General features: G+C 56.7%; 23 protein-coding genes and 2 tRNA genes. 10 read left to right on the top strand and 15 right to left on the bottom strand.

Going from position 1 to position 26,025, the window contains the following annotated elements:
- The first annotated feature begins 20 nt into the window (after positions 1-20).
- The 7 genes from ABGT79_RS05455 to ABGT79_RS05425 all read left to right on the top strand — a co-directional run bounded on the left by ABGT79_RS05455 (position 21) and on the right by ABGT79_RS05425 (position 5,377).
- Positions 21-764 (top strand): sulfite exporter TauE/SafE family protein, encoded by a 744-nt coding sequence (locus ABGT79_RS05455; RefSeq protein ID WP_346665337.1) that lies wholly within the window; start codon positions 21-23, stop codon positions 762-764.
- Positions 765-833: 69 nt separating this feature from the next.
- Positions 834-1,709 carry a 5-deoxy-glucuronate isomerase gene (locus ABGT79_RS05450; protein WP_346665336.1) on the top strand — a complete coding sequence of 292 codons (876 nt, stop codon included), beginning with the start codon at positions 834-836 and terminating at the stop codon, positions 1,707-1,709.
- A gap of 12 nt (positions 1,710-1,721) precedes the next feature.
- The gene (locus ABGT79_RS05445; protein ID WP_346665335.1) at positions 1,722-2,681 is read left to right on the top strand and encodes a C-terminal binding protein; all 960 of its coding nucleotides are present in this window, start codon (positions 1,722-1,724) and stop codon (positions 2,679-2,681) included.
- A 48-nt stretch (positions 2,682-2,729) separates the two neighbouring features.
- On the top strand, positions 2,730-3,497 hold the full coding sequence (locus ABGT79_RS05440) for an SDR family NAD(P)-dependent oxidoreductase (RefSeq protein ID WP_346665334.1): 768 nt from the start codon (positions 2,730-2,732) through the stop codon (positions 3,495-3,497).
- Between the two features lie 10 nt (positions 3,498-3,507).
- Positions 3,508-4,485, top strand: coding sequence for a sugar kinase (locus ABGT79_RS05435; protein ID WP_346665333.1), 978 nt, complete (start codon positions 3,508-3,510; stop codon positions 4,483-4,485).
- Positions 4,486-4,539: 54 nt separating this feature from the next.
- Complete coding sequence (locus tag ABGT79_RS05430; RefSeq protein ID WP_346665332.1) at positions 4,540-4,971, top strand: HIT family protein; 432 nt, start codon at positions 4,540-4,542, stop codon at positions 4,969-4,971.
- Between the two features lie 22 nt (positions 4,972-4,993).
- Complete coding sequence (locus ABGT79_RS05425; protein ID WP_346665331.1) at positions 4,994-5,377, top strand: RidA family protein; 384 nt, start codon at positions 4,994-4,996, stop codon at positions 5,375-5,377.
- A 249-nt stretch (positions 5,378-5,626) separates the two neighbouring features.
- On the opposite strand, the gene ABGT79_RS05420 is transcribed toward ABGT79_RS05425, so the two are convergent.
- From ABGT79_RS05420 to ABGT79_RS05380, 9 genes are all read right to left on the bottom strand, one after another.
- On the bottom strand, positions 5,627-6,109 hold the full coding sequence (locus ABGT79_RS05420; RefSeq protein ID WP_346665330.1) for a hypothetical protein: 483 nt from the start codon (positions 6,107-6,109) through the stop codon (positions 5,627-5,629).
- A 223-nt stretch (positions 6,110-6,332) separates the two neighbouring features.
- Positions 6,333-6,509, bottom strand: coding sequence for a hypothetical protein (locus ABGT79_RS05415; RefSeq protein WP_346665329.1), 177 nt, complete (start codon positions 6,507-6,509; stop codon positions 6,333-6,335).
- A 426-nt stretch (positions 6,510-6,935) separates the two neighbouring features.
- Positions 6,936-7,850 carry a DUF2333 family protein gene (locus ABGT79_RS05410; RefSeq protein ID WP_346665328.1) on the bottom strand — a complete coding sequence of 305 codons (915 nt, stop codon included), beginning with the start codon at positions 7,848-7,850 and terminating at the stop codon, positions 6,936-6,938.
- Between the two features lie 214 nt (positions 7,851-8,064).
- Positions 8,065-9,141, bottom strand: a complete 1,077-nt coding sequence (locus ABGT79_RS05405) for a Xaa-Pro peptidase family protein (RefSeq protein ID WP_346665327.1) — start codon at positions 9,139-9,141, stop codon at positions 8,065-8,067.
- Positions 9,142-9,535: 394 nt separating this feature from the next.
- On the bottom strand, positions 9,536-9,925 hold the full coding sequence (locus ABGT79_RS05400) for a hypothetical protein (protein ID WP_346665326.1): 390 nt from the start codon (positions 9,923-9,925) through the stop codon (positions 9,536-9,538).
- Positions 9,926-10,094: 169 nt separating this feature from the next.
- On the bottom strand, positions 10,095-11,234 hold the full coding sequence (gene carA / locus ABGT79_RS05395; RefSeq protein ID WP_346665325.1) for a glutamine-hydrolyzing carbamoyl-phosphate synthase small subunit: 1,140 nt from the start codon (positions 11,232-11,234) through the stop codon (positions 10,095-10,097).
- Positions 11,231-14,488, bottom strand: a complete 3,258-nt coding sequence (carB, locus tag ABGT79_RS05390) for a carbamoyl-phosphate synthase large subunit (RefSeq protein ID WP_346665324.1) — start codon at positions 14,486-14,488, stop codon at positions 11,231-11,233. The genes carA and carB overlap by 4 nt, the downstream gene beginning before the upstream one ends.
- 367 nt (positions 14,489-14,855) lie before the next feature.
- Positions 14,856-15,674: a hemolysin family protein gene (locus tag ABGT79_RS05385; protein WP_294483934.1), complete on the bottom strand. Its 819-nt coding sequence runs from the start codon at positions 15,672-15,674 to the stop codon at positions 14,856-14,858.
- A gap of 23 nt (positions 15,675-15,697) precedes the next feature.
- Positions 15,698-15,955, bottom strand: coding sequence for a hypothetical protein (locus tag ABGT79_RS05380; protein WP_346665323.1), 258 nt, complete (start codon positions 15,953-15,955; stop codon positions 15,698-15,700).
- Positions 15,956-16,105: 150 nt separating this feature from the next.
- Between ABGT79_RS05380 and ABGT79_RS05375 the strand changes: the two genes are divergently transcribed.
- Positions 16,106-16,192: transfer RNA gene (locus tag ABGT79_RS05375), tRNA-Leu, on the top strand.
- 183 nt (positions 16,193-16,375) lie between these two features.
- Positions 16,376-17,116: a hypothetical protein gene (locus ABGT79_RS05370; protein WP_346665322.1), complete on the top strand. Its 741-nt coding sequence runs from the start codon at positions 16,376-16,378 to the stop codon at positions 17,114-17,116.
- A 255-nt stretch (positions 17,117-17,371) separates the two neighbouring features.
- Here the strand turns inward: ABGT79_RS05370 and ABGT79_RS05365 are convergent, their stop codons facing one another.
- Complete coding sequence (locus ABGT79_RS05365; RefSeq protein ID WP_346665321.1) at positions 17,372-18,691, bottom strand: outer membrane protein transport protein; 1,320 nt, start codon at positions 18,689-18,691, stop codon at positions 17,372-17,374.
- 84 nt (positions 18,692-18,775) lie between these two features.
- Positions 18,776-19,279: a transposase gene (locus tag ABGT79_RS05360; RefSeq protein ID WP_294483930.1), complete on the bottom strand. Its 504-nt coding sequence runs from the start codon at positions 19,277-19,279 to the stop codon at positions 18,776-18,778.
- Positions 19,280-19,444: 165 nt separating this feature from the next.
- Between ABGT79_RS05360 and ABGT79_RS05355 the strand changes: the two genes are divergently transcribed.
- Positions 19,445-19,521: transfer RNA gene (locus ABGT79_RS05355), tRNA-Met, on the top strand.
- 231 nt (positions 19,522-19,752) lie between these two features.
- On the opposite strand, the gene ABGT79_RS05350 is transcribed toward ABGT79_RS05355, so the two are convergent.
- Genes ABGT79_RS05350 through xerA form a run of 4 tightly spaced genes read right to left on the bottom strand, consistent with a single transcriptional unit; the run spans position 19,753 to position 25,988 of the window.
- Complete coding sequence (locus tag ABGT79_RS05350; RefSeq protein ID WP_346665320.1) at positions 19,753-20,979, bottom strand: ankyrin repeat domain-containing protein; 1,227 nt, start codon at positions 20,977-20,979, stop codon at positions 19,753-19,755.
- Positions 20,980-20,994: 15 nt separating this feature from the next.
- The gene (locus ABGT79_RS05345) at positions 20,995-24,360 is read right to left on the bottom strand and encodes a DEAD/DEAH box helicase family protein (protein WP_346665319.1); all 3,366 of its coding nucleotides are present in this window, start codon (positions 24,358-24,360) and stop codon (positions 20,995-20,997) included.
- Positions 24,353-25,039, bottom strand: a complete 687-nt coding sequence (locus ABGT79_RS05340; RefSeq protein WP_346665318.1) for a restriction endonuclease subunit S — start codon at positions 25,037-25,039, stop codon at positions 24,353-24,355. The genes ABGT79_RS05345 and ABGT79_RS05340 overlap by 8 nt, the downstream gene beginning before the upstream one ends.
- Complete coding sequence (gene xerA / locus ABGT79_RS05335) at positions 24,993-25,988, bottom strand: site-specific tyrosine recombinase/integron integrase (protein ID WP_346665317.1); 996 nt, start codon at positions 25,986-25,988, stop codon at positions 24,993-24,995. The genes ABGT79_RS05340 and xerA overlap by 47 nt, the downstream gene beginning before the upstream one ends.
- Between the last annotated feature and the right edge of the window lie 37 nt (positions 25,989-26,025).

Below are 26,025 nucleotides of genomic sequence, written 5' to 3'. Positions count from 1 at the left end.
GGCCGGGGTGGACAACCGTCATGGACTGGTCACTGATTCCTCTGATTTTTATTCCTACCGTGCTGGGAGGCGTGTTTCAGACGCTGACCGGATTTGGTTCCGGCATACTGCTGATGATGGTGCTGCCGTTGTTCATCCCGCTGCTTCAGGCTTCCGCCATCTCCACGGTTACGGGACTTTGTCTGACGTTGTCTCTCGGCATATCGTTACGCAAGCATGCGTATTATCGGGGAATGGTATTCCCGCTGGTGATATTCCTGTGCTGTTCCGCGACGGCCATTCATATCGGTCCGTCAGTCAACACGAGACTGCTGAGCGTCTTGTTCGGTCTTTTTCTCATCGGTCTTGCCGTGTGGTTTCATTGCATCGAAAAGACTCACGGAGCCAGAAAGTTCGGCAAGGCGGCCACAGTGGCCCTGGCCGGTCTTTCTGGAGTGACCAGCGGCTGGTTCGGTCTCAGCGGGCCTCCCATGGCCGTGTATTTCATGACTCAGCTCGGTGATGACAAAATGCGTTACATCGCGACGACGCAGATATTTTTTTTCGTCATCGGAGCGTTCAATACGGGTGTCCGCATTTTTGAAGGCATTCTTACCTGGCATCTGCTTTCTCTCGCCGTATGGGGCGTCATAGGCATGTGGCTGGGAAAAACCTTGGGACTGAAGCTGCTGTCCCGCATCGATGCCGGAAAAATGCGTTCTCTGATCCATGCAGGACTGGCTGTCACCGGTCTGCTTACGGTGCTGAAGAACATTATTTCTTAAAGGCATGACGTGCTCTTCGGGGAACGTCGACATCGACAAGAATCTGTTTTGCAAGAACAGGAGGAAACCATGCCTCGTTTTATCAGAGCGTATGATAATCATAACGAACCGCTCATCAACGCCAACGACGATTTTCTGCCCCGCACGTATTTCAACATCGTGCGCCTGAAGAAGGGGGAAACGCAGTACACCTGCGTGCCCGGCTATGAAACCTGCTGGGTGCTGACCCACGGACGTTGCGACATCGATGTGGACGGCAAGGTCTTCGAGAACGTGGGCAATCGCGACAGCATCTGGGAAAACCAGCGCGCCGATTCCGTGTACGCTCCCGCCGGAGCGAAGATCAACGTGACATGCGTGTCGGATGACGTGGTGATTTTTGTGGCCGGCGGTCGCTGCGAAGAATATCATGAGCCCTATCGCATCAAGCCCGAAGATGTGAAGCCTGTGGAAGTCGGATCCGTGGAGACCCACTCCCGCCGCGTAATCAATCACATTCTCGGAGCCAAGGACGAAGGTCGCACCGGCAATCTGCTGGTGAGCGAGCTTTACGCCGATCCCGGCTGCTGGGCCGGCTATCCGCCTCACAAGCACGGCAACGACATTCCTTCGGCCGAAGGCGTGTGGAAGGAAACCGGCTTTGAGGAGGTGTATCACTTCCACTACAATCCCGAAAACGGCTTCGGCGCGCAGTTCGACTACACTCCCGGCGATGAAGTGTCTCCTCATGTGTGGCACATGCGCTCCGGCGACACCTTCCTCATTTCCAAGGGATATCATCCCGGCGTGACGTCTCCCGGTCATGCCGCGTACATCTTCACCATTCTTGTGGGCCATACCCAGCATTCTCTCGTGCAGAATTTCGAACCGCAGTACGCCTATCTCGGCAAGCAGCTGCCCGGCGTGCAGGATATGGTGGCGCTGTTCACCGGCGACAAGAAGTAAGGGGACAAGATCATGAAGATCATCATTTCCGACTGCGATCACGTTAATCTGAATGAAGAGACTGCGGTTTTCGAGGCCGCCGGCCTTTCCTTCGAACTGAAGCAGTGTCATACCGAGGACGATCTCATCCGCGAATGCAAGGGCGGGGAAATCTTCATCAATCAGTACGCGCCGTTCACCCGTCGCGTGCTGGAGGCCCTGCGTCCTGAAATCAAGCAGATCGTGCGTTATGGCGTGGGCGTGAACAACATCGACATCGCAGCGGCCACCGAGCTCGGCGTGCAGGTGTGCAACGTGCCGGATTACGGCATGAACGAAGTGGCGGATCAGGCTCTGGCCCTGACCCTGGATCTGGCTCGCAAGGTGTCTTTCATGAACGCCGGCGTGCGCAAGGGGCGTTGGAATTATGAGGATTCCATTCCGCTGTTCCGTCTTTCCGAGCAGACGCTGGGAGTGGCCGGGCTTGGCCGCAACGGCCGCAACTTTGCCAGCAAGGCGCGCGCGCTTTTCGGCAGGGTGATCGGCTATGACCCGTACTACACTCCCAACGCGGCAGACGGCACGGATTATATCGAGCCCGTGAATCTGGACACGCTGCTGCGTGATTCCGACTTTGTGGTGCTGCACATGCCGCTGACGGCGCAGACGCGCAATATCGTGAATGCCGAAGCTTTGGCCAAGATGAAGCCCACCGCGTACCTCGTGAATACGTCTCGCGGCGGTCTCATCGACGAAGCGGCTCTGGACAAGGCCCTTGCCGACGGCGACATCGCCGGCGCGGCTCTGGACGTGACGGAAAAGGAACCCATTGATTTCGATTCTCCGCTGCTGCGCCATGACAACTTCATCTGCACTCCGCACATGGCGTGGTATTCCGAACAGGCTGCTTCCGAGCTGAAGCGCAAGGTTGCGGAAGAGGCCGTGCGCTTTGCCCGTGGAGAAGCGCTGCGCAGTCCTGTGAACAAGATTTAGATCCCATGACCCGGGTCGGCCGTCAGGCCGGCCCTTCCAGAGGGGAGTATGAGCATGCATCTGTTTGATCTTACCGGCAAGAAGGCCATCGTTACCGGAGGCACGCGAGGCCTCGGCCATGGCATGGCCGAAGGGCTCATGGAGGCCGGGGCGGAAGTCGTCATCGTGGGCACTTCCGACAAATGTTTTTCGGTGGCGGAGAGTTTTCGCGAGAGGGGGTTCCGCTGCCACGGCGTGAAGGCCGACTTTCACAGTCGCGACGAGGTGTACCGGGCTTTCCGGGAATGCGTGGAAAAATTGGGCGGCGTTCTGGATATTCTCGTGACCGCGCACGGCATTCAGCGGCGGCACAGCGCGGAAGAGTTTCCCATGAGCGAGTGGGATGAAGTGCTGAACGTGAATCTGGATTCCGTGTTCGTGCTCTGCCAGGAAGCGGGCAGGATGATGCTGAGCGCCGGCCACGGCAAGATCATCAACGTGGCGTCCATGCTCTCTTTCTTCGGTGGCCAGACCGTACCCGCCTACTCGGCGTCCAAGGGCGGCATCGCTCAGCTTACCAAGGCTCTTTCCAACGACTGGATGAAGCGCGGCGTCAACGTCAACGCCATCGCTCCCGGATACATGGATACGGACATGAACGTGGCCCTGACCGATAAGAACAATCCACGCTGTCAGCAGATTGTGGATCGCATCCCCGCCGGCCGCTGGGGCACTCCCGACGACATGAAGGGAACCGTTATTTTTCTGGCCTCTGCAGCCAGCGACTATCTGGGCGGCGCCGTAATCCCCGTGGACGGCGGTTATCTGGTGAAATGAGAGGTTGGTCATGTCCCATCCCAGACCATGGAACGTCGCCGTCATCGGCGAATGTATGATAGAGCTTCATAAGGAAGGCAGTCGTCTTGTGCAGACGTTCGGCGGCGACACTCTGAACACGGCGGCCTATCTGTCTCGGATATGCGGCAAGGATGTCCATGTGGAGTATGTTTCCGCCGTGGGGGCTTCGGATACGTTTAGTCGTGAAATGCTGGAGTTCTGGCATGAGTGCGGCGTGAATTCCACGCTTTCTCAGCGTATTCCCGGCAAGCTGCCCGGTCTGTACGCCATTGATGTGGACGCTTCCGGTGAGCGCCATTTCCAGTACTGGCGCAGCGAGGCCGCGGTGCGGGGCTGCTTTGAAACTCCCGAGGCTCAAGACGTGCTGGACGGACTGGCGCGTTTCGATGCCATCCATCTGAGCGGCATCAGTCTTGCCGTGCTGTATCCGGAGAGCCGGGAACGACTGCTCGCAGCCATGGAACGTCTGTCGGCGCAGGGCGTGAAAATTTCTTTCGATTTCAATTTTCGTCCGCATCTGTGGGGGCGGGACCCGGAAAAGAATGCCGCGCCTCATTACCGTCGTCTGGCCCGCGTGTGCCGCTGGGTGTTTCTTTCTCCGGAGGAATTGCGCGCCGCCGGTTTTGCCGAGGGCGGGTATGACGATCCGGCGTTCCGGGCCGCACTTGCGGCACTCGGAGCTGAGGAAGTGGTCATCAAAAACGGCGGCAAGCCCTGCCTCATTCTGAATAACAGGACAGGCAGTTCCAGTGTGGTGCCGCTGGGCCGCATGCTGGAGCCCAGGGACACCACGGCCGCCGGAGATTCTTTCACCGCCGGTTATCTGGCGGCCGCCCGTTATGGCCTGTCCGCCGAAGAGGCCGTGAACCGGGCGCACAAGCTGGCGTCGGCGGTCATCATGTATCCTGGCGCGATCATTCCTGCGGAGGCCACGCCGCATGTGTTTGCCGACTGTCAGAGTGCCTGACTGCCGGTACAGTAACCTCTCTCTCGGGGAGAAAAACACTGAAAGGACTTTGCCATGAGTGCTGAAAACTGTCCCTACTGCCACGGCGGTCCCGCCTTGGCGGATTTTGCCATCAAGATTTGTGATCTTTCGGAATATTCTTCGCTGTATCTGTTCAAGGAGCAGAGTCATCCCGGCCGCATGGTGGTCGCTTATCGCGGTCATGTCAGCGAAATCGTGGACATTGCACCGGAGCAGCTTCAGGCCTACATGGCCGACGTCGCCCGCATCGCCCGTTTGATCCACAAGATGTTCCATCCGCAGAAGGTGAATTACGGAGCCTTTGGCGATTTGAACCCGCACCTGCACTTCCATCTCGTACCCAAGTATGAAGGTCAGTTCGAATGGGGCGGCACGTTTCAGATGAATCCTCGCTCCGTCATGCTTTCCGACAAGGAATATGAGGAGCTGATCGAACGCATCAAGCGCGAGCTGCCCAGCGTGTAGCGGCGGCGAGGAGCATGTTATCATGGCGAAGAAGATAGAACGTTTCGGTCTTCCGGCTCCAGGAGCCACGCCTGCGGCCAAGGCAGTCAAGGCCGATGGATGGCTGTACATTTCCGGCATGGTGCCCAAGGACAAGCATGGTGACATCGTGTACGGCACCATCAAGACGCAGGGGCGTCAGGCTCTCGACAATCTGATGGATACGCTGCGTCTGGCCGGTTACGAACCTAAAGACGTGGTCCGCGTTACGGTGTATCTTGATGACGCGCGTGATTTTTCCGCGTTCAACGCCGTCTATCGGGAGTATTTTTCCACGGAGAACGCTCCCGCCCGCGTGTGCATCCTTGCCAGCAAGCCCACGGACATCAAGGTGGAGCTGGACTGCATCGCCTGGAAAGACGAGTAGGACGTTTTAAGTCCTCCTGCGGGAAGCCGGCGAAGCGAAATGGAGAGACCGTGTCGCTTCGCCGGCTTCTTTTCAGCAGATCCCGTCGTTCAAGGTGAGCAGGCCATTTTGCATCCATTCTACGCAAAACGACGACCGGACGTCACATGGACGTCCGGTCGTCGTTTTGCACATTATCGCGTTGTCGCTGTGAAATATGAACCGGCCGGAGGTGCGCGGCCCCGGGTTCATGGGGTGATTCAATCGTGTTCAGAACGAGGCGGGGAAGAGTTTTGCATCGGCAGCCTTGAAGTTCTTGTTCAGAAAATCCTTGCCGGGCCTGGTGTCGGTGCCGACGATGGTGATGACGCTGCCGAGCTTGCCGTTGGAGGTGAAGTAGCTGACGCCCCTGGCCTGCTGCTGGGAGAATTCGCCGACATAGGAGTCGCCGGAAGCGACGGGCTCGGAAACGGTGAAGCCGCCCGATTTCATGTTGTTGAGCGTCTGGACGGCAAGATCCTTGGCGGGAAGCGGGGCCGGCGTGACGGTCACGCTCACCGCGCCTTGGCCGTCGGGATACTGCACGATGGCGACGACGGCGCCGTTGGCGCTCTGCACGGGCTTGGGCATGGTCCAGCCGTCGGAGAGGGCAAGCGTGAAGTAATCGGTCTTCACGTCCTCGGCGAGGGCGACGGAGGCGAGAAGAAAGACGCTGACGAGACCGGTGGCCAGACAGGACATAAATTTTTTCATGCTCTCTCCTTGACTGTTTGCGCGTCGTCATGTTGTTGCGCAGGGATGACGGAACTTCTCTTCGGAACGCACGTCCGAAGAAAAACTGTGACAAAAATATGCTTTTTTACCCGTCAAGTCAATCTGTTCCGGAATCAGGACGCATGGGACGCCCGTGCATCGTCAAGGCGTGTTACGCCCTGTCGAGGGCGAGCGTCGCGCGTGTCAGAAGGTCCACGGAAGGCTAAAGCACGTCTTCGTTGAAGGCGAAGTCCGGGGCGAGATGTCCTGCGGCAAGGCGGCGTTCCAGCATGAGATGGGCGTCGTCGCCGCCCTGCCCTGAGGCGAAGCCAGCCTTTGCCGGACGCTCGGGCAACGTATTTTCATGCACGCTGACGACGTCGATGTCGAAGTGCAGCACGGTGCCGGGGGGGCGGGGGACAGATCAACCACAAGGCCTGTCGTGCCGTTCATGCGCTCAAGCCACACGCGCGACGCGCCTTCGGCTTCGGCCCTCTGCAGCGCTTCGCGCATGATTTCCGGCAAAGGCACGCCCATGCGGGCTTCGGGCGCGGTGACGGAGTCTCCCGCCACGGGCGAAAGGCCGAAGCCTGCCAGTTCTTCGGCCAGGTGAGCGGTAGTCCAGAATTCGGCCATGCCGGTTTCCGGGTGATGATGAAACAGTCGGTGCAGGGCCGCAATTCTTTCCTGAGAGAGTGGAAAATGATGTTCTGTCGTGGCGGATGCGCCTGCAGAAAAAAGGGGAAGGAACGCATTCCTTCCCCTGGGGGTGACGGGCGGGCGCGGGAGATCGCTCTCTCGCCGAAATGACGGCGGAGCCGGAAAATCAGATTCTCAGGCTGTCGCGGATGTCGGTGAGTCTGTTGCGGGCAAAGAGCAGGTAGGAAATGATGAGCTCGCCCGAGTTGAACGACGAAGTGATGTACATGGGATCGTAATTGCAGATGAGGTCCATGTAGCGCATGGCCTCGGCCATGTTCTGTTCGTTGTTCTTGGTGCCTATTTCGGGGTAGAGTTCATACATGGTCTTGAGGTAGTCGCGCACCACCATGATGACGCCCTGCGCTTCATAGATGCGGTTGTCCAGCGTGTAGAAGGGCAGGTCCTGACTGTCGTTGAGCAGACCGAGCGCATAGCCGAACACCGTTTCGCCCAGAATGAGATTGAAGGCGGAATAAATGTCGTCGGTGCGGCAGTTGTACACGGCCTTGCCGGCCAGCAGATCCTTCTTGTACTGCTCGGTCATGGAAAGGGCCTTCTTGAAGGAGCCTTCGGCCGAGGGAATGAAGAGCATGCCCCAGCGCTGGGGGCTGATGGCAAAGTAGTTGAGACGGGCGTTGTAGAGCAGATCGTTTTCACGGTCGTTGTTGCCGAGCTTGGCGATGACCGTGGAATAGTGGTCGAAGAGCATTTTGGTGGCCACGTAGGTGCCGAACTGGCGATAGGCGCGGTTGTCCATGATCCAGCGGTTGAACAGAATGTCGTTGGCCGTCCAGCCGAAGGTGGAGGAGAGTTCCGCGTCCATGCGGTGGGTGAGTGCGGAAAGGAGCGCCGCGCCCTTTTCCTGATCCGTCATGTTGTCCTTGATTTCCGCCTGATAGACGGGGAACTTCACCGGATCAATGAGGGTGTAGAGCTTCTGCGAGCCCCACACCGTGAACAGAATGCCGACAAACAGCAGAACCTGAATGCCGAGAGTCTTGGCTACAATGATGAAATGCCGCTTTTCGGGGTGAATCATGCGAGTCTCCTGAAGAGTGGATGTGTCGCCTCGGAAGAGGGCAGCTTCTTCTCCGGCAAAGAAAAGATAATCATACTCCTGGAATCGTCCAGAGCTCCGTGGCCGGGCAGGCGTGGCGTTTCTCCCCTGGAGCTGACGCCCTTCCGCGGGACAGACGGCGTTTTTTTGCCGAGGGGAGCGAGGCCGGGCCGATCGTCGCCTTCGCCTGCGGGGCTTAGAACACCCGGCAGCCGTCTTCGGTAATCACGGCCATGTATTCCCAGCGGGCTCCGCCCCATCCGGGGAAGTAGAGGCCGGGTTCGATGGTCACGATCATGCCGGGCTGAAGAGGCTTCGTGCTTGTGGGGCTGAGGCGCGGCCCTTCGTGGGTTTCCAGGCCCACGCCGTGCCCCAGCGAATGGGTGAAGTACTGATCCATGCCGCAGGAGGCAAAGTAGTCCACGGCAATCTGATGCACCTCCCTGCCCGTTGCGCCGGGACGCAGCGCGGCAATGGCGCGCCGCTGCGCTTCCTGCACGCGGTCGAGCATTTCCGTGAAGCGCGGAGATGGCTTGTCGCCTATCCAGCAGGTACGGGTCTGGTCGGAGCAGTAGCGGTTCAGGCGGCAGCCTTCGTCCACGAGCACCATGCAGTTTTCCGTGAACACGGAAGGCTGTTCCGGGGCGTAGTGGGGGAGCGCCGCGTTGGCGTTCATGGCCACGATGGAGGGGAAGCTCAGTTCCGAAGCGCCGTGTTCGCGATAGTATTTTTCAATGGCCCAGGCCGCGCCCGCCTCGTCCTGACCGGGAACCAGCACGGAAGGCAGCCACTCGAGCATCTTGTGATTGAGCGCCACGGATTCGGCGATGAGGCGGATTTCCTCCTCGTCCTTGACTTCGCGCAGCTGTTCCACCAGACCGTCGGCGGCCTTGAGCGAGAGTCCGGGTTCGAGGCGCTGCACGTAGCTCCACGCGAGGTGTTCGGCTTCCATGCCGACGACGCCGGAGCCGCACAGGCTCTTGAGCAGACCGTTGAGCGCTTCGGAAGACGCGCCGCGGTAGATGAACACCCGCTCCCTGTCCCAGAGCTGGGCTGCGGCCTCTTCGTAGCGGGAATCGGTGCAGAGCCAGTCCTTGCCGTCCTTCATGACGATGAGGCAGCCCGAGCTTTCGTTGCACTGGCAGTCGTGCAGTTCGAAGCCGGAGAGATAGAAGCGGTTGGCGGGCTGACTGACGATGAGCGCGTCGAGCCCTTCTTCATGCATGAGGCGGCGCAGTTTTTCCCGGCGGGCCTCAAAGGTTTTCTTGTTCATGTTGTCCTCGTTTGTTGCGCCTGTTTGGCGCGGGAAAAGGAGCGCGCTCCGCGCTGGGGGAACGCCGGAGCGCAGGTCTCGCCGTCCGCGGAAGAGAAGCGCGAAACCTGTGTTCCTTCCCGGGAAGATAAGGCTTTTTCCGCTAAAAGCCAATGCGTCCTCCGCAAAACGGAAGAAGCGCGGGCGCGGTTTTGCGTGTCGGCATGTTCCGGGAGGGGGCGGAGGGGAAAAGACGGGAGCACGGACGGGAAGAACGGCGGGGGAGGGCGGAAGCGCGCCGGGCGCAGGCTCACATGGGTGCGCAGCCATAAAGCAGCAGGGGCGCTCCGAGCGCGCCGGGTGCAGTTTTTTGGGGGAGGGGGCGCGCGGCGCGGTGAACGCGGCCGCCGGGCGCTTATGACTTGTCCTTGTCCGGAATGAGGCGGCTCACCACATAGGACACGCTGCCGATGAGCACGGGCGCATGCACGGCCCACAGCAGCAGGATGACGCCCGCAAGCTCGCGGTCGGTCAGGTAGGCTCCCTCGTCGGGGTCATGCCAGACCTGGACCAGCCCGAACAGCTCGATGATGAGAATGACGGAGGAGTAGAGCAGCACTTTTCCTGCCTGCTTCCACCAGACGCGGCCCTGAGCGCGCTTTTGGGCCATGAGAGCTCCGATGAGATAGGGGAAGAAATACAAGGTGAAGAGCTGGAGGGATGAGGCGAGCATGAGCGAGCTGACGGCTGCGCCGATAAGCAGCAGAATTTCCGTCAGCAGGAGCTGTTTGTCGGCCGTTTTCATGCCGTCTGACCTCGTTGCCGGAGGCGGATAAAAGGAGCGGAGGGCGGGCTTTTGCCGGACATGGAAAAATTAATGCACAAAGGGGGAGAAAGAACGGCGTGTTCTTTCTCCCCCTTTTCGTGCGCGGTTCATTCCGGAAGAAGGGTTTTCGATCCGGAATGCGCGGGGATTACTTTCCGGCCTTGGCCTTCCTCACCATGTCCTTGTAGTCGGCGAAGAAGGTGCGGCTGTCGGTGGGACCGGCGGCCGCTTCGGGGTGATGCTGCACGGTCATGATGGGCTTCGTGGGATGGCGGAAGCCTTCCAGCGTGCCGTCGTTGAGGTTCACGTACACCTTTTCCACGCCTTCGGGCGGAATCACGCAGAAGCCGTGGTTCTGGGACGAGATTTCAATGCGGCCGGTGAGCAGGTTCTTGACCGGATGGTTCACGCCGTGGTGGCCGAACTTCAGCTTGGTGGTGGTGCCGCCGAGGGCGTGGCCGAGAAGCTGATGGCCGAGGCAGATGGCGCCGATGGGGAAGATTTCCGCCATCTTGGCGATTTCGGCGATTTCCGGCTTGAGGGTGGCGGGGTCGCCGGGGCCGTTGGAGAGGAACACGCCGTCGGGGTTCACGGCCTTGACCTGTTCGCAGGTGAAGGAGGGCGGAACCACGAGAAGTTCCATGTCCTGCCTGCTGAGCAGGCGCAGGATGTTCCACTTGATGCCGAAGTCATAGACCACGATGTGAAGCGCCTTGCCGGCGGGCCAGTCGTAGGAGCCGTCGGCGTTCAGGGCGACGGGAGCGGGGCGTCCGGCCGCCTCGTCCCAGCGGTAGGGCTTGTCGGGAGCCACGCGGGTGACGAGGTTCTGACCTTCCATGGAAGGCAGCTCCTGCGCCTTCTTCACGAGTTCTTCAGGGTCGAGAATGCTGGTGGAAATGCATCCGCGCATGGCGCCGTTCTTGCGAAGGTGCAGGGTGAGGGCGCGGGTGTCGATGCCTTCAATGCCGGGCACGCCCTCGCGGATGAGAAAGTCGGGCAGACTTTCCGTGGCGCGCCAGTTGGAAGGTTCCTTGCAGCATTCCTTGACGATGAGCGCCGACATGTGAACCTTTTCGGATTCCATGTCGTCGGGATTGATGCCGTAGTTGCCGATGAGCGGATAGGTGAGGCACACCATCTGCCCCGCGTAGGAGGGGTCGGTGAGCAGTTCCTGATAGCCGGCCATGGCGGTATTGAAAATGACTTCGCCGCCGGTCAGTTCGATGGGACCGGTGAAGGATTCCCCTTCAAGGACGAAGCCGTCTTCGAGGGCGAGCAGAGCTTTCATGCGCGTTCTCCTTTGGGCGATCCGGCATAGTAGTCCTGGAGGCATTCCACGTGAAGGGCCTCGTTCTGCTGATGCTGGATGGCGCGGGCAATGGCGCGGGCGCCGGAAATCGTGGTGGTAAAGGGCACGCCGTAGTGCAGCGTGGTCTGCCGGATGGCGCGGGAATCGTGATTGGTGCGCTTGCCGGACGCCGTGTTGATGACCATGGCGACTTCGCCGTTCTTGATCATGTCCACGATGTTCGGGCGGCCTTCATGCACCTTGAGCACGGGCTGCACCTTGAGACCGGCGTCGTTGAGAAGGGTGGCAGTGCCGCGGGTGGCGAGCAGCTCGAAGCCGAGGTCGGCGTAGGACTTCGCAATGGGCACCACGAATTCCTTGTCGCGGTCGTTCACGGAAATGAACACCTTGCCGGAGGAGGGCAGGGTCTGACCTGCGCCGAGCTGGCTCTTGAGGAAGGCTTCGTCGAAGGTGCGGGCCACGCCCATGACTTCGCCGGTGGAACGCATTTCAGGTCCGAGCAGGATGTCCACGCCGGGGAAGCGCTTGAAGGGGAACACGGCTTCCTTCACGCAGACGTAGCCGGTCTTGCGCATGGACCAGGGATCGAGTTCCTTGAGCGTCTTGCCGAGCATGATCTGGGTGGCGAGGCGCGGCAGCGGCACGCCCGTGGCCTTGGACACGAAGGGCGCGGTGCGGGAGGCGCGGGGGTTCACTTCCAGAATGTAGATCTTGTCGTCCTTGATGGCGAACTGGATGTTCATGAGACCGACCACGCGCAGTTCCTTGGCGAGGGCGACGGTCTGACGGCTGATTTCCTCAACGATGCTGTCGGGCAGGGAGTAGGGCGGCAGGGAGCAGGCCGAGTCGCCGGAATGGATGCCCGCGGCTTCGATGTGTTCCATGATGCCCGCCACGTACACGTCCTTGCCGTCGGCGAGAGCGTCCACGTCCATTTCGATGGCGTTTTCAAGGAACTGGTCGATGAGGATGGGGTGCTCGGGAGTATCCGTGCCCACCACGTTGTGGAAGTAGTCGTCGAGGTCGTCGGGGCCGTAGCAGACCATCATGGCGCGGCCGCCGAGCACGTAGCTCGGCCGCACGATGATGGGGTAGCCGATGCGGGCGGCTTCTTCCTTGGCCACGTCGAGGGAGATGCAGGTGCCGTTCTGAGGCTGGAGCAGATGCAGCTTCTGAATGAGGGCCTGGAAGCGTTCGCGGTCTTCGGCGCGGTCGATGGCGTCGGGGCTGGTGCCGAGAATGGGCACGCCCGCGCGCTGCAGCGGCACGGCGAGGTTCAGCGGGGTCTGTCCGCCGAACTGCACGATGACGCCGTCGGGCTGCTCGGTCTTCACGATGTGCATCACGTCTTCAAAGGTGAGCGGCTCGAAGTACAGGCGGTCGGAGGTGTCGTAGTCGGTGGACACGGTTTCGGGGTTGGAGTTCACCATAATGGCTTCCACGCCCTCGTCGCGCAGGGCGAAGGACGCGTGGCAGCAGCAGTAGTCGAACTCGATGCCCTGACCGATGCGGTTGGGGCCGCCGCCGAGAATGATGACCTTCTTGCGATTGTGGACTTCCAGTTCGCGGCCGGTTTCGTAGGTGGAATAGAAGTAGGGGGTGTAGGCCTCGAATTCCGCGGCGCAGGTGTCCACGAGGTAGTACACGGGTTCGGTGTTCGTGGCCTTGCGCAGGGCGGCCACGTCGCTTTCGGGGCGCTTCCACATTTCGGCGAGCTGCTTGTCGGAGAAGCCGAATTCCTTGGCGCGGCGCAGAAGGCGCACGAGCTCGGGATTGTCCGGCGTCATGGAGTTGCCGAGGGCGAAGTCGCGAAGCTCGCCTTCCATCTTTACGATGTCGCGTATCTGGCGCAGGAACCACAGGTCGATGGCGGTGACGGCGTGGATTTCCTCCACGCTCATGCCCGCGAGGATGGCGTGACGCAGGGCGAAGATGCGCTTGGAATTGGGAGTGCGCAGCCTGGCCATGATTTCGTCCATGGAGGGGAGCGGATCGCGGAAGTGGCTGCCGAGGCCGGGCGCGCCGACTTCCAGAGAACGGAGACCCTTCTGCAGCGCTTCCTTGAAGGTGCGGCCGATGGCCATGGTTTCGCCCACGCTCTTCATGGAGGTGGTGAGCTCGTCCTTGGCTCCGGCGAACTTTTCAAAGGTGAAGCGGGGAATCTTGACCACGCAGTAGTCGATGGCGGGCTCGAAGCTGGCCATGGTCTCGCGGGTGATGTCGTTGGGAATTTCGTCGAGCGTGTAGCCGATGGCGAGCTTGGCGGCGATTTTGGCGATGGGGAAGCCCGTGGCCTTGGAGGCGAGAGCGGAGGAGCGGGACACGCGGGGGTTCATTTCAATGACCACGAGCTCGCCGTTTTCGGGATTCAGACCGAACTGCACGTTGGAACCGCCGGTTTCCACGCCGATTTCGCGCATGATGGCGATGGAGGCGTCGCGGATCTTCTGATATTCCACGTCGGTGAGGGTCTGCACCGGAGCCACGGTGATGGAGTCGCCGGTGTGAACGCCCATGGGATCGAGGTTTTCGATGGAGCACACGATCACGCAGTTGTCCTTGCGGTCGCGCATGACTTCCATTTCGATTTCCTTCCAGCCGAGCACGGACTGTTCGATGAGCACTTCGCTGGTGAGGGAGGCGTCGAGGCCGCCGGCGGCGATTTCTTCCAGATCTTCCTGGTTGTAGGCCACGCCGCCGCCGGAGCCGCCCAGCGTGAAGGCGGGACGGATGATGAGCGGGAAGGGCATTTCCGCGGCGATGCGGCGCACGTCTTCCATGTTGCGGGCGATTTCGCTGCGTGGCACCTTGATGCCGATGTTTTCCATGGCGGCGCGGAACAGCTCGCGGCTTTCAGCCTTTTCGATGACCTTGGCGTTGGCGCCGATGAGTTCGACGCCGCATTCCTTGAGCACTCCCATCTTTTCGAGGGCAAGGGCGGTGTTCAGGCCGGTCTGACCGCCGAGGGTGGGCAGAATGGCGTCGGGCCTTTCCTTGCGGACGATGGCGGCCACGGTTTCGGGTTCGATGGGTTCAATATAGGTACGGTCGGCCAGACCGGGATCGGTCATGATGGTCGCCGGGTTGGAATTGACAAGGATGACTTCGTACCCTTCTTCCTTGAGGGCCTTCACGGCCTGGGTACCGGAATAGTCGAATTCACAGGCCTGGCCGATGACAATGGGGCCCGAACCTATGACCATAATGCGCTTAAGGTCTGTACGCTTAGGCATATTCCGCTCCTAAAGTAGGTTTAAACTTGCGTATGATTACACGTTGCCCCGAGATAATCAAGCGTTGCGCCCCTCCTTCGGGCGGAAAGCGGCCGTTGTCCTGTGCGGCGGCTCTGCAGAACGCCGCGGAAACGGCGCGTCGGAGGCGTTGAGTGCTGCGGAAAGCTGAAGGATTCCATGCGCGTCCTTGTTCTGCGCTGCGGAAAGAAAATGCAGCGCCGGTCGCCCGGCGTTTTTCGTCCGTTTGGCATGCACGGCGAAAAAATGCGCAGCGAAGGAGCGTCTTTTGCGGAAAATCGCGGGGCAAAGCGCGGCGCAGGGCACACAAAAAGGGCCATGAGCGTGTGCCCATGGCCCTGAAAAGGCGTTATTCCTCGCGCGTCGCTATGACGGTGTGAATCTGCTTTGCGTCCGCGTCGGCAATGGTGAACAGCCACCCGCCTATGCGGAATTCTTCGTCCTTCTGGGGCACGTGTCCCGCGTCGAGGCTGAGGTAGCCGCCGATGGTGTCCACCTCGTCGGATTCCAGATGGATGCCCAGCTCTTCGAGTTCCTCCAGATAGGCGCGTCCGGAAAGCTCGTACTTTCCTTCGCCTATGGGCCGGATGTCCTCTTCCTTGGGGGCGTCGTGCTCGTCCTCGATGTCGCCCACGATCACTTCCAGCAGATCCTCGATGGTGGCCAGTCCAGACGTGCCGCCGTACTCGTCCACCACGATGGCCAGATGATTCTTGCGGCTGCGGAATTCCTGAAGAAGCTCGCTGGCGATCTTGGTTTCGGGCACGAAGAAGGGCTGACTCATGATGCTGTCCACGGGCGAGGACTGGAGATCGGCCTGCATGAGGGAGCTCAGCATGTCCTTGGCATGGACGATGCCGATGATGTTGTCGCGGGTTTCCTTATAGATGGGCAGGCGGGAGTGGCCGGTTTCCACGATGGCGCCCGCCGCGTCGCGAATGGTGGTTCCGGAGGGCAGGCAGTCGATGTCGGTGCGGGGAGTCATGATGTCCTGCACCTGCAGCTCGTCCAGAGAAAGGATGGAAAGCAGCATGGAACCTTCTTCCGCCTTGAGCTCGCCGTCTTCGCGCGCTTCGCGGATAGCCTGTTCCAGATGATCTTCCGAAGACTTGCCGGAAAAGAAAGCACCAAGTTTCGACCACACGGTACTGTGGGATTCGCCGTCCAAGACGATACTCCTTACAAAAGGGTTCAGGCCGGAAAATTGACCATGCCGCAACGGCAGGCGCCGACAATCATCGGCTCCGGCTCAACAAGGGCCCCCACACGGGGCGGATTGACGGAAAAATGGAGAGAGCCGCCGCAAAAGGCGCGCGGCCGGAAAGCCATGACGCTTCCTGCCTCTGCGTTCCCCGCAAGAGGAACGTCGGCAGACTGGCAGCCGGAATCCTCCATGTCGGAGAACAGGCTGTCGCCGCGGTGCGTTGTGGTTTGGCAGGTGTCGTTCATGTGAGATCCGTATTTTGCATGGAGCGTAGCGTGTTCGGGGTAAAAAGGCAAGCGCGGAGGGGAGAGGATAGGCCGGTCTCGGCCTTTGAAAGGCGTTCCGCCTGCGGAAAGGTTGACCTCGGGCCCTGAAATCTATATAGAAGCAGCTGGGCCGGAATGGTGGAATTGGTAAACGCAGCGGACTCAAAATCCGCCGGCAGCAATGCCTTGTGGGTTCAAGTCCCACTTCCGGTACCAGATATTTCAAGCACTTGCAAAAAGCAGGTGCTTTTTTTGTTCGTGGCGGGTGAAAGAGAAAACGTTCGGCCTGCGCTGCGACGCACTGCGCGCGGTTCGATCACGCTCTTTTCTCGTCGGGAAAATTTCTGTAGAACGCGTTTACAGGGCAAAACCCGGAAACATGGAACTCAGGGAGCGGATATGGCGTTCAACGGATGGGAAAACGTAAAGGAAGGCGAAGAATTCTCCATGCAGGAGATTACCGCATATTATGGAGCGGTGGGGCCGTACTCCCTGCTCGGTCCTCTGCAGCGCAGTTTGTGGGGACGGTATCCGCTCATGGCGCAGGCCGTGGCGCTGGACGGCGTGGAAGACGCGTTCAAGCCGGGGCAGCGGGTGAGGCTTTTTCTGCGTGAGGAAGGGGAGGGCTATGAGATAAAAGCCTTTCCCGAGAGCATTTTTGACAAGAAGGACAGTTATCGGCCCTTCATCGGCATGGCGGAAGAGAAGTTCGTGCAGAATTCTTCCCCCACGGGGAACGAGCCGTGGACGGACATGTTCTGCGCCCGGGACTACTGCCAGCCGTACTGTGATTCGCTCATGGAGCTGAAGCCGCCGTACACGGACGAGCAGATGGAAGAGCTGTACCGCTCCTTTGCGGACAAATATGCGGAATACGACGGCCGCTGCGCCATGATTTCGGGCCTGTACCGCACGGGCGCGGAAAAGTTTTCGGCGTTCTGCTTTGCGCTGGCGCGCGAAGGGCTGAACATGCCCGACGGTTCGCGCCTTTTTGCGCCGTGGGACGTGGTGCTGCTTTTTCTGGAAATAAAGAATGAGGGGGAAGTCGGAGAAGTAGCTACCGTGCCGATGCGCATGGTCAACTTCTACGACGGCGAAAAACTCAAGGCTTTTGCCGAAAAGCTGGCCGCCCAGGCCTAGATGAGAGAAAAGCACGTCCGGCGCGGAAAAGCGAGGAAAGCGTCGCCTTTCATTTGACGGCGGGGCGTTTTCCGGCAGGCGGCGTGCGTTCCGCATGCCTGAATCTTCGCACGAGAGAGAAGCGCGGGCGTCGCGCCCGCAGCCATTGAAGTTAACAGCAGCAACCCCGGAGAAACGATGCTTCTCCGGGGTTGTCGTTTATGAGGCGCGGGACGCGTTTTCGGGGAAAGCGCGTGCTGATGATGCAGCGGCGAATTAGAACTTGTAGCCTATGCCGATGCCGAAGTTGTGCGCATGGGGATGGGTGGTGCGTCCGGGCACCACGCCGCTGAGAGTATGGAGTCTCGCGGAATCCGAGTAGTCGAGCACGTGGTTGTGGATGTACATGTACGCGAGGTCGAGGGTCCAGTTCTTGTAGAAGAAGCCCACGCCGGCGGTGTAGTAGTTGCGGCCGTTGGAAGGAACCATGTAGTCGGCGTTGCCGAGGTTCATGGGCGAGGTTTCATACATGAAGCCGAGGCGCAGGGCCATCCAGTCCACGGGCTTGTATTCGCCGGAAATGCCGAGGGTCCAGCTGTTTCTCCAGTGCCTGTCGGAATTTTCCCACATGTTGACCGGGTCTTTCATGTAGATGTTGAAGTCGCGGAAACGGCTCCAGAGCGTATAGACGGCGTCGGCTTCAAAGCTCAGATTTTCCGTGGGGTTGTAGGCCACGCCGAAGCCGATGGAATCGGGCAGATGCAGGGTTCCGCGCAGACGGGAATTCTGAATTTTGCTGATCGCGGGAAGCATGCTGGCGAGAGGCGTCTGACCGAGCTGATTGTCGTAGCGGGTTTTGCCGCTGACCTTGAGGCTCATGGGCGCGCGATAGGTGAGGCCCATGGACCACTGATCGTTGAGTCTCAGATGCAGGGCCACGTTGCCGCCGAAGGAAACGCCGTGACCGTTCAGGTTGAGGTCGCCGGGTTCGCCGAACATGGGCGGAACCTGCTGGAGCAGCGCATTCTGATTGAGATTTTTGCGCATCTGCATGGAAGCGGTCATCATTTCCACGCCCACGGCGAGGGAGAGATGATCGTTGAACTTGTAGGCGATGCTGGGATTGAGCGAATTGGTGATGAGCTGCACGCTCTGGAGGTTGGCGCCGCCGGGCCATTCATTGGGATACTTCACGCCGAGGCCGAAGCGGGTGTAGGAAGCCAGACCGAACCAGACATTGTCGTTGATCTGGTGGGTGATGTAGAAGGAGGGAATGGGCCAGGTCTGATGGGCGCTGTGATAGTTTCCGGTATCCTGCCCCGACAGGGTTCTGGTGTCCACGCCCCAGTAGAACTGGGAAACGGCGAGGTTGGCCTGCATCTGCGTGCCGTCGAGGAGCGTCATGGCCGCAGGGTTGTAGGCGAGCGTGGAAGGATCGCCGCCGCGGGCGATAAGGCCGCCGGCGAGCGCCATGCCGCGGGCGCTGTTTTCCATGATGGCGAACCCTTCCGCCTGCGCGCGGGACACCGGGAAGAGAAGGGTGAGAGAAACAAGGAGCGCTCCGCAAAGACGAGCGCCGGAGAAGAAACGGTTCATCGCATAACTCCTGCTGCCGCTGAGAAAAAAAGACAGGCTGACCTGAGCCATGCGGTAAACGATAGGACGTGTTGATAGTTTAAATCAAGATTTGAATGTATCCGTAAATAATGCGGTGGCCTTGTCGCAGAGCGCCTTGGCGCGTTCCCTGCTTCTGCGGCTGATGACGGGTCTCCAGATGCGGCATTCTTCGGGGGCGTCGGAGCCGTCTTCGAGCTTGGCGGAGCGTCCGGCGGCGGCTTTGGCGCTGCGGGTGGTGTCGAGGGTCCATTCCCAGGCAATGCCCTTCATTTCTTCAAATTCTGCAAGGCCTTTCTTCCAGAGCTCGCTGAACAGTCCCTGAGCTTCCCATTTTTTGAAGTAGGCGTGGATGGAGCTGGGGCTGCCGTAGAATTCCTTGGGCAGAGACTTCCACTGGGTGCCGGTTTTCAGCACATAGACGATGGCCGAAAAGACTTTGCGATAGTCGAGCGGCTTGCGTCCGCCGCCAGCGATGCGCTGATAAACCTTTTCCGGATCACGGACGGTTTCCGGAATGAGCGGTTTGACAACTTCCCAGAAGGAATCGGAAATTTCCCAGAATTTCATAGTGTTAGCCTGTTGTATGGGTGAGATGGTGAAAAGTTTAGCATAAAAGAAGCCGGAAGTCAGCCATTGGTTATTTACGGATAAAAATAATTAAAAAAAATTTAAAATTCTCGAAAAAAAACTGTTGACAGCCCCCAGGCTCCGGTCTATATATAGCGAACACGACGCGGGGTGGAGCAGCTTGGTAGCTCGTCGGGCTCATAACCCGAAGGTCATTGGTTCAAATCCTTTCCCCGCAACCAAGAAATTCAAGCCCTTACGGTGAAAATCGTAAGGGCTTTTTCTTTTTTTAAATTTTATTCCCACCACTATTCCCACCAGAAAAAATAAGGCAGAAAGCGAAGCGCTTTCTGCCTTATGGTTATATGGTTGCCTGAGAAATTTTGGCTACTCTGATAGGTAAGCTGTCAGAGATAAGCAAATAGGGAGAGCTGATTTTTAGCCTAGCTTGAAAAATGATGTTATGTTGCTACTTACAGGGCATTATAGAGAGCGTCATTGATTTTCCAAAATACACCGCTTTTTTGGAATTTGTTTATTCTTTCAGGGCGTTCATTGATGATATCCAGAACGGTCTGGCCTTTTGAGGTTTTAACAGTAACATCGGCGCCTTTCTTGATGAGCAGGTCGGCTATTTCAGGAAAATTGTTTGTCGCAGCTACATGCAAGGGGGTGATGTTACTCTCGCCATCATCTATCATGATAGGGTGATTAATTGTTGCTCCATGCGATATAAGAGCCTTAGTAATCGCAAGATTACCTTTTGCTGCAGACATATGAAGAGGACTGAAATAAGGTGATGTGATCTTTTTCATATCAGAGCCATTAGCAAGTAGAACTTCTACAGTTTCGAGACTGTCGGATTTTATAGCCCAAACAAGGGGAGTACAGCCTTGGCCATCAAGAATATTTACATTTGCATGATATGTTATGAGTTTTCTTACAACTTGCGATCGTCCATGACGAGCAGCATTATGTAGAGGCGTGAGTTTACCTTTGTTGGCGGCGTTGGGGTTCGCACCTTTTTCCAGTAGCAGAGATACCATTTCCAACTGAGTCGCTCTCAAATGTAATTCCAGTTCATTTTTATCTTTTTGCGAAAGTTTAATACCTTCTTGTTCAAATTTATCAACTATATAGCCGAGTGTTGAGCTTGTCCCTGTTGCCGTATGTAGTGGTGTATTCCCTTTCAATGAGCGGGCATTAACATTTATTCCACGCTGAATAAGCAGAGCAGCTTTTTCAATATCCTGAAATTCTACGGCAGCATGAAGGGCAGTGAGTCCATCACTGGTTCTGAAGTGTATGTCAGTTCCGGAATCAATAAGGAGTTTTGGTATCTCTGTAGAGTGAATAAGACTGGGAACAAAAAGCAGATTTGCCTCAATATTGCCTTCATCTGGATGATAGTTAGGATCAGCGCCAGCTTTTAATAGAGTTTTCATGATGTCGATATCGCCGACAAAAACGGCAAGAGCTAACAGCTTGTTTTTATCTGCGTCGGGTGATTCTGCCAGTAATTTTTGGAAAGTCTTGTGGTCATACTTGAATATGGCATCTTCCAAGCGTTCATGAGAAGAAAGCTCTGTGTAGTCATCATTGGAGACAGACGGGACGGCAGAATTTTGTTCCTGTTTCGGTATACACCCAGAGACAATCAAAATCGAGAGTACGGCTATAATAATCCGATAAATTCGCATAGGATCTCCTGAATACTACATCACCAGAGCATTATCCCGTACCGACCGGATAACGGCAAGCAGTTTCTCCTGCTGGAGCTTGTCGAAGTCCAGAAGCTTTGCCGGCTTGTCGAATGGCGGCTTTGCAAGGATGGAAAGATCTTCGACATAGCCGTTCTGTTCGATATGCGTGATGACCTTCTGGACGAAGGCTATCTGGCGGGAGTTCAGCGACTGGTCGTTGATGAATTCCGAGAACGCGGCAAGAGCGGCCTCATGATCCATTTGGGCGATTTTGCGTATCAGCAGGCCGAAGGGCGTGTCGCCGAAAGTCTTTTGGTAGTCTTCTCTGCTGCCGAGCTCCTGCGTAAAGACGCGTTCCAGTTCCTCGTAGTCCTTTCTGGTCAGGGGAATATTGTGCGTCAGGTTATGAATGGCTAGGGAATTTTTGTGCTCCTCAATGTAGCGGTTGACCTTCATTCTGTAACTTTCAAAGGGATCGTCGGAGGGCAGAGGTGCGCCCTCGGTCGATTGCAGCACGGGGTCGGTCAAAATGGTGATGATGTCCTTTCTTTTGCTGCCTTCATCCAGAAAGCAGATAAGCGAGCGAAGTTCCCGACGGATATGTTCCAGCTTACAGATGTCGATTTCCTTCCAGAAGTCCGGGTCGGCAATCTGCCGGATTAGCGACAGCTTTTCCGCAACCTGCGGGATGGAGGATTTTTTTTCAAGGAGTCTGACCGTCTTGATGAGCTGAGCCAGATTGTGCTTGACGCGTGGGCTTTCATCCAGCGCATTCAGGATGAAGCCGTAGATGAAATTATCGAAGCGCAGGGCCATGTCGTCGGGATCATCGAAATGCACCAGAGGGGCGATGTGTTCCGTCAGTTCCTGCTGATCCAGTTCGGAAAGGCAGACAAACGCTTCCGGCTTTTTGAATTTCTCCACATGCTTCAGGGCGAGCCGGACATGAAAGAGCTCCGTGTTGAGGGCAGCAATCTGCCGGAGGCTGGATTCCGTCAGTTCCCTGCGCCAGAGCTGATAAACTTCATCGGATTTCGATCCGTCCTGAAACGCCGCGATCAGTCGGATGCCTTTTCTGAAAATATTTTCTGAAAGCGAGACTGGAACTTCTCCCTCCGTGGTGTTTTTGACCTGTCGGAAGAACTCGAAGTTGCCGCAGTAGTCGAAGATGAGGAAGCGTTTTTTGCTGGTGTACTCCGTGCCTTCTATGAGGTCGGTACAGATGAGTTCCGGGCAGAGGCGCGTACCGCGTCCAATCATCTGCCAGAATTTGGTTTTTGAGCGGACTTTTTTAAAGAATACCAGATTCACACATTCCGGCACGTCGATGCCCGTGTCCATCATGTCCACGGAAACCACGATATACGGCGTTTCGTCGGCTTTCTTGAAGTTGTCGATGACGGTCTGGGCGTAACTGTCGTCGCAGATGACGCGGCTGGCCCATGTGCCGTGATACTGCGGATAAAGCTTGTTGAAGCGTTCCAGAATGAACTCGGCGTGCTTTTTGTTCTGGGCGAAGATGATGGTCTTGCCGATGCGTTCGCCGCCGTTCACCTTTATGCCGCGCTCCATGAGGTCCTGAAGCACGAGGTCCACGGTTTTCTGGTTGAAGACAAAGTCGTTCAGCGCCTGTGAAGGCACGAAGTCCGGCATGACGCCGTCTTCGGTAAAGTCGTCTTCATAGCGTTCCCTGTCATCGTCGGAAAGCTCATCGTAGGTAATGCCCTCCGAGAGAAATTTTGTCGTGACTTCATAGTTGTAGTACGGCACCAGCACGTGATCCTGATACACGGCGGTATCGTAGTCGTAGGCATAGGTGGGGACGCCGTTTTCGAGTTCGAAGAATTCATAGGTGTTTCTGGAAACTTCGGTTTTGGGCGTAGCGGTCAGACCGAGAAGAATGGCGTCGAAGTATTCAAAGATGGCGCGATATTTTTTGAAGATGCTCCGGTGGCTTTCGTCGATGATGATAAGGTCGAAGCGCGCGGGAGAGAACAGCATGTCGCCGTCATCGCGCTTTGAGCGGTCGATGGCGTTCGCGATGGTGGGGTAGGTGGAGAAAACGATTCGAGCGGAAGCGTCGTCTTTGTTGGTGCACAGATTGCAGAGCGACATGTTCGGCAGGTACGCTTTGAAGTCTTTTTTAGCCTGCGAAACAAGCGCCGTTCTGTCGGCGAGGAAGAGCACGTTGGTGATGTGATGCCCCCGGCTCAGTACATCGACTAGGCTGGCGGCCGTTCTGGTTTTGCCGGTGCCTGTCGCCATGACGAGAAGATGCTTCCGCACGCCGCAGCTGATTTCTTCGCATACAGCGCGGATGGCTGCCTTCTGATAGTAGCGGTTTGTGATGTCGTCGCTTATGCTGATGCTTTTAAGCGGCAGTTTGGATGAGCGCCGTTCGATGATTTTTTCCAGGTCGGCCCTGCTGAATATGCAGCTTACCTTCCGCGGGGTGCTGCCCTTGTCGTCCCAGAAAAAGGTATCGAATCCGTTGGTCGTGAACATGACGGGGCGTTGCCCGAAACGGCGTTCGAGACAGTCGGCGTAGAGATTGGCCTGTGTTCTTCCGGTATTGGGGTCCTTGCAGGCCTTTTTGGCTTCCACCACGGCGAGCGGTTTGTGGTCTCTGCCCCAGAGTACATAGTCCGCATAGCCCTTCTGACCGGGAACGTCGGCCATGCCCTCCACTTCGTATTCCTGAGAAACGTCGCTGTCCGGCCCTTCCAGTTTCCAGTTCATGCTGAAGAGCATGGCGTCGATATAAATCTTTCGGGTCTTGAACTCGGAAAGGTCTTCTATGGTGAGGGTGCGGCTCTGGCGGTTGTGTTCCTTCTCTTCGGTGTATTTGTCCGCCAATGAGGCAAGCTGCTGCTGGAGGCGTTCTATTTCCGCGTTTTTTTCGCCGAGCAGACTTTCCTGTTCTCGGATTTTCTGCATATCAAGGAGGACATGCATTTGGGGAATCAGTCGTTCATCGAAGGTGTGTATTTTATAGTCGTTACCGTAGGAATAATCGACCCATTGAATGAATTCAAAAAGGCTTTTCAATGCCTGCACGGCAAAAGCGGAAGGAACGGTCTTATTGGTATGGACGGCAATGTTGCCGAACGTGACGATGCCTTTGATTTTGTCGAACAGAAGGCCGGGGAGCTGTTTTTTGAAGGTGTACTCGTGGATGAGCGAGGAGAGGGTATCCTTATAGGGAGCCTGTATACTTTTATCGACAGCGTAGACCCACTTCACGGCTAGCTCCAGAGCCTTGCGGCAGCCGATGACGCACATGACGGGCGACGTGGCAAAGACCTTTTCCGCCTCTATGGCGGAAGCGGCGAACATGGAGAACTCTTTGCGGCCGTTCAGAAAGTCGAAGTTAGGCATACATGCATCTCCTCTTGTGGGTCATCATAGCCGTGAACTTTTTTAGTGTAAACCGACAAAGAAATTTTGATTTGTCGACCTGTTCGACGAAGGCTGCAAATTGCTCCTGTAGTGCCAGCGGTGGAAGTAGGACCGGTAATGCTTTTAATTGCCTCATGTTGATGCTTGCAATTCCAGTAGTCTGTTTTGCACACCCAATAAAATAACGCTTAGATTTTTGATGCTTTAAGTACTCTGCAAAGAAAACCGGCAAAATCACTGACTCATTTAAACGAACACGGAATATATGATTTTGATGAATACAATTTTCTAAAGTTTCTTTGATAATGGCCCCTCTACCGAGTTTATCAGGATCGCCACCTTCTGTCATCAACACGTCATCTGGTAATAACTGATACTGTTCAATTTCCTGTTCTGTTGCTTCAATAGTTTTAACGGTAGTCCAATCAATATAGCCATCCTTTACATTTGATACAGCCATGTATGGGACTTTTATCATACTTTGTCCTTTGATTTTACGCCCTTTCGTAATGCCCGAAACAATATCCGCCATTGATTCCAGAGGCTGTTTATTCCACATCTTTGTATTTAAAAGCATATCTCCAAACATCTCGATAAATCGGGATTTGAGATTAGCCGATGAACCGCCGATGGGCCTGTTTGACGTTTTGTTGGTCAACCATGGCGTATTGCATGGTGGTGTCGATTTTTGTATGTCCCAGGAGGCGCTGCACCTGTTCAATGGGCATTCCTTTGTCGATGGCCCGGGTAGCAAGCGTTCGGCGGAATTTGTGGGGATGCACTCTGGTGATATTCAGTCTTCTGCCAAGTTGCCGAAGACGAATCTCCACGCCGCTTATCTCAAGTCTTTTAAAGGGGTGGAGCAAAGAAACAAATAAGGCCGGATTTTCGTCTGTTCGAGAGGCAAGATAGTTTTTCAGGTGAATCTTCGTTCTGGCATCAAAATAAACAGGGCGTTCTTTGCTGCCTTTTCCGAGCACTACGCATTCGCGGTTTTCAAAGTCGATATCAGCTCTGTTCAAGCGTACCAGTTCCCCCACCCTCATTCCTGTCGAGGCCAGTAGGTCAATAATAGCGAGGTCGCGTAGATTGCCGCAATTATCGCGCATGGTTTCCAGCATTTCATCAGAGTAAGTTTCTTTTATGGGTTTGTTCGTTCGTATTTTGTGAATACGCCGAACAGGACTTTTTAAAATATAGCATTCATCTTCAAGCCATGCGAAAAAACTGGAAAGAATTCGTCGTATGTTATCAATATTCGTTTTGCTGCAGGATCGGTTGACTTGATATTCTGCAAGATATTGGCGCAAATCTTCTGTGGTTATGCGGAATGCTTGCTTTGGAAGTAAGGAAAAAAGTTTAGATAAGCACGCGTTATAATATTTTATAGTTTTATCGCTGCATCCTTCAACTTTTTTTGAAGAAAGAAACATGGATACAAGTTCGACATTGTCGGGATCATGTTTGACCTGTTGTTCTTTTTCCACAGGGAGAAGGGAGACATTCCAGAGGGTAGAAGTCAGGACAAAATGGAGCTGCTCCATCTGGGCATTGTCCAGGTGGAGCAGCATGGAGCGTTCGATTTCAGCGATGATTTGATCTTTCATGGCGGCATCTCCTTGTGCTTGGTGTCGCCATAGTATC

The sequence above is a fragment of the uncultured Mailhella sp. genome (genome assembly GCF_963931295.1).
Lineage (GTDB): Bacteria > Desulfobacterota > Desulfovibrionia > Desulfovibrionales > Desulfovibrionaceae > Mailhella.
Note: the sequence above shows the minus strand (reverse complement) of the source record. Positions and strands in the feature narration are given on the sequence as shown.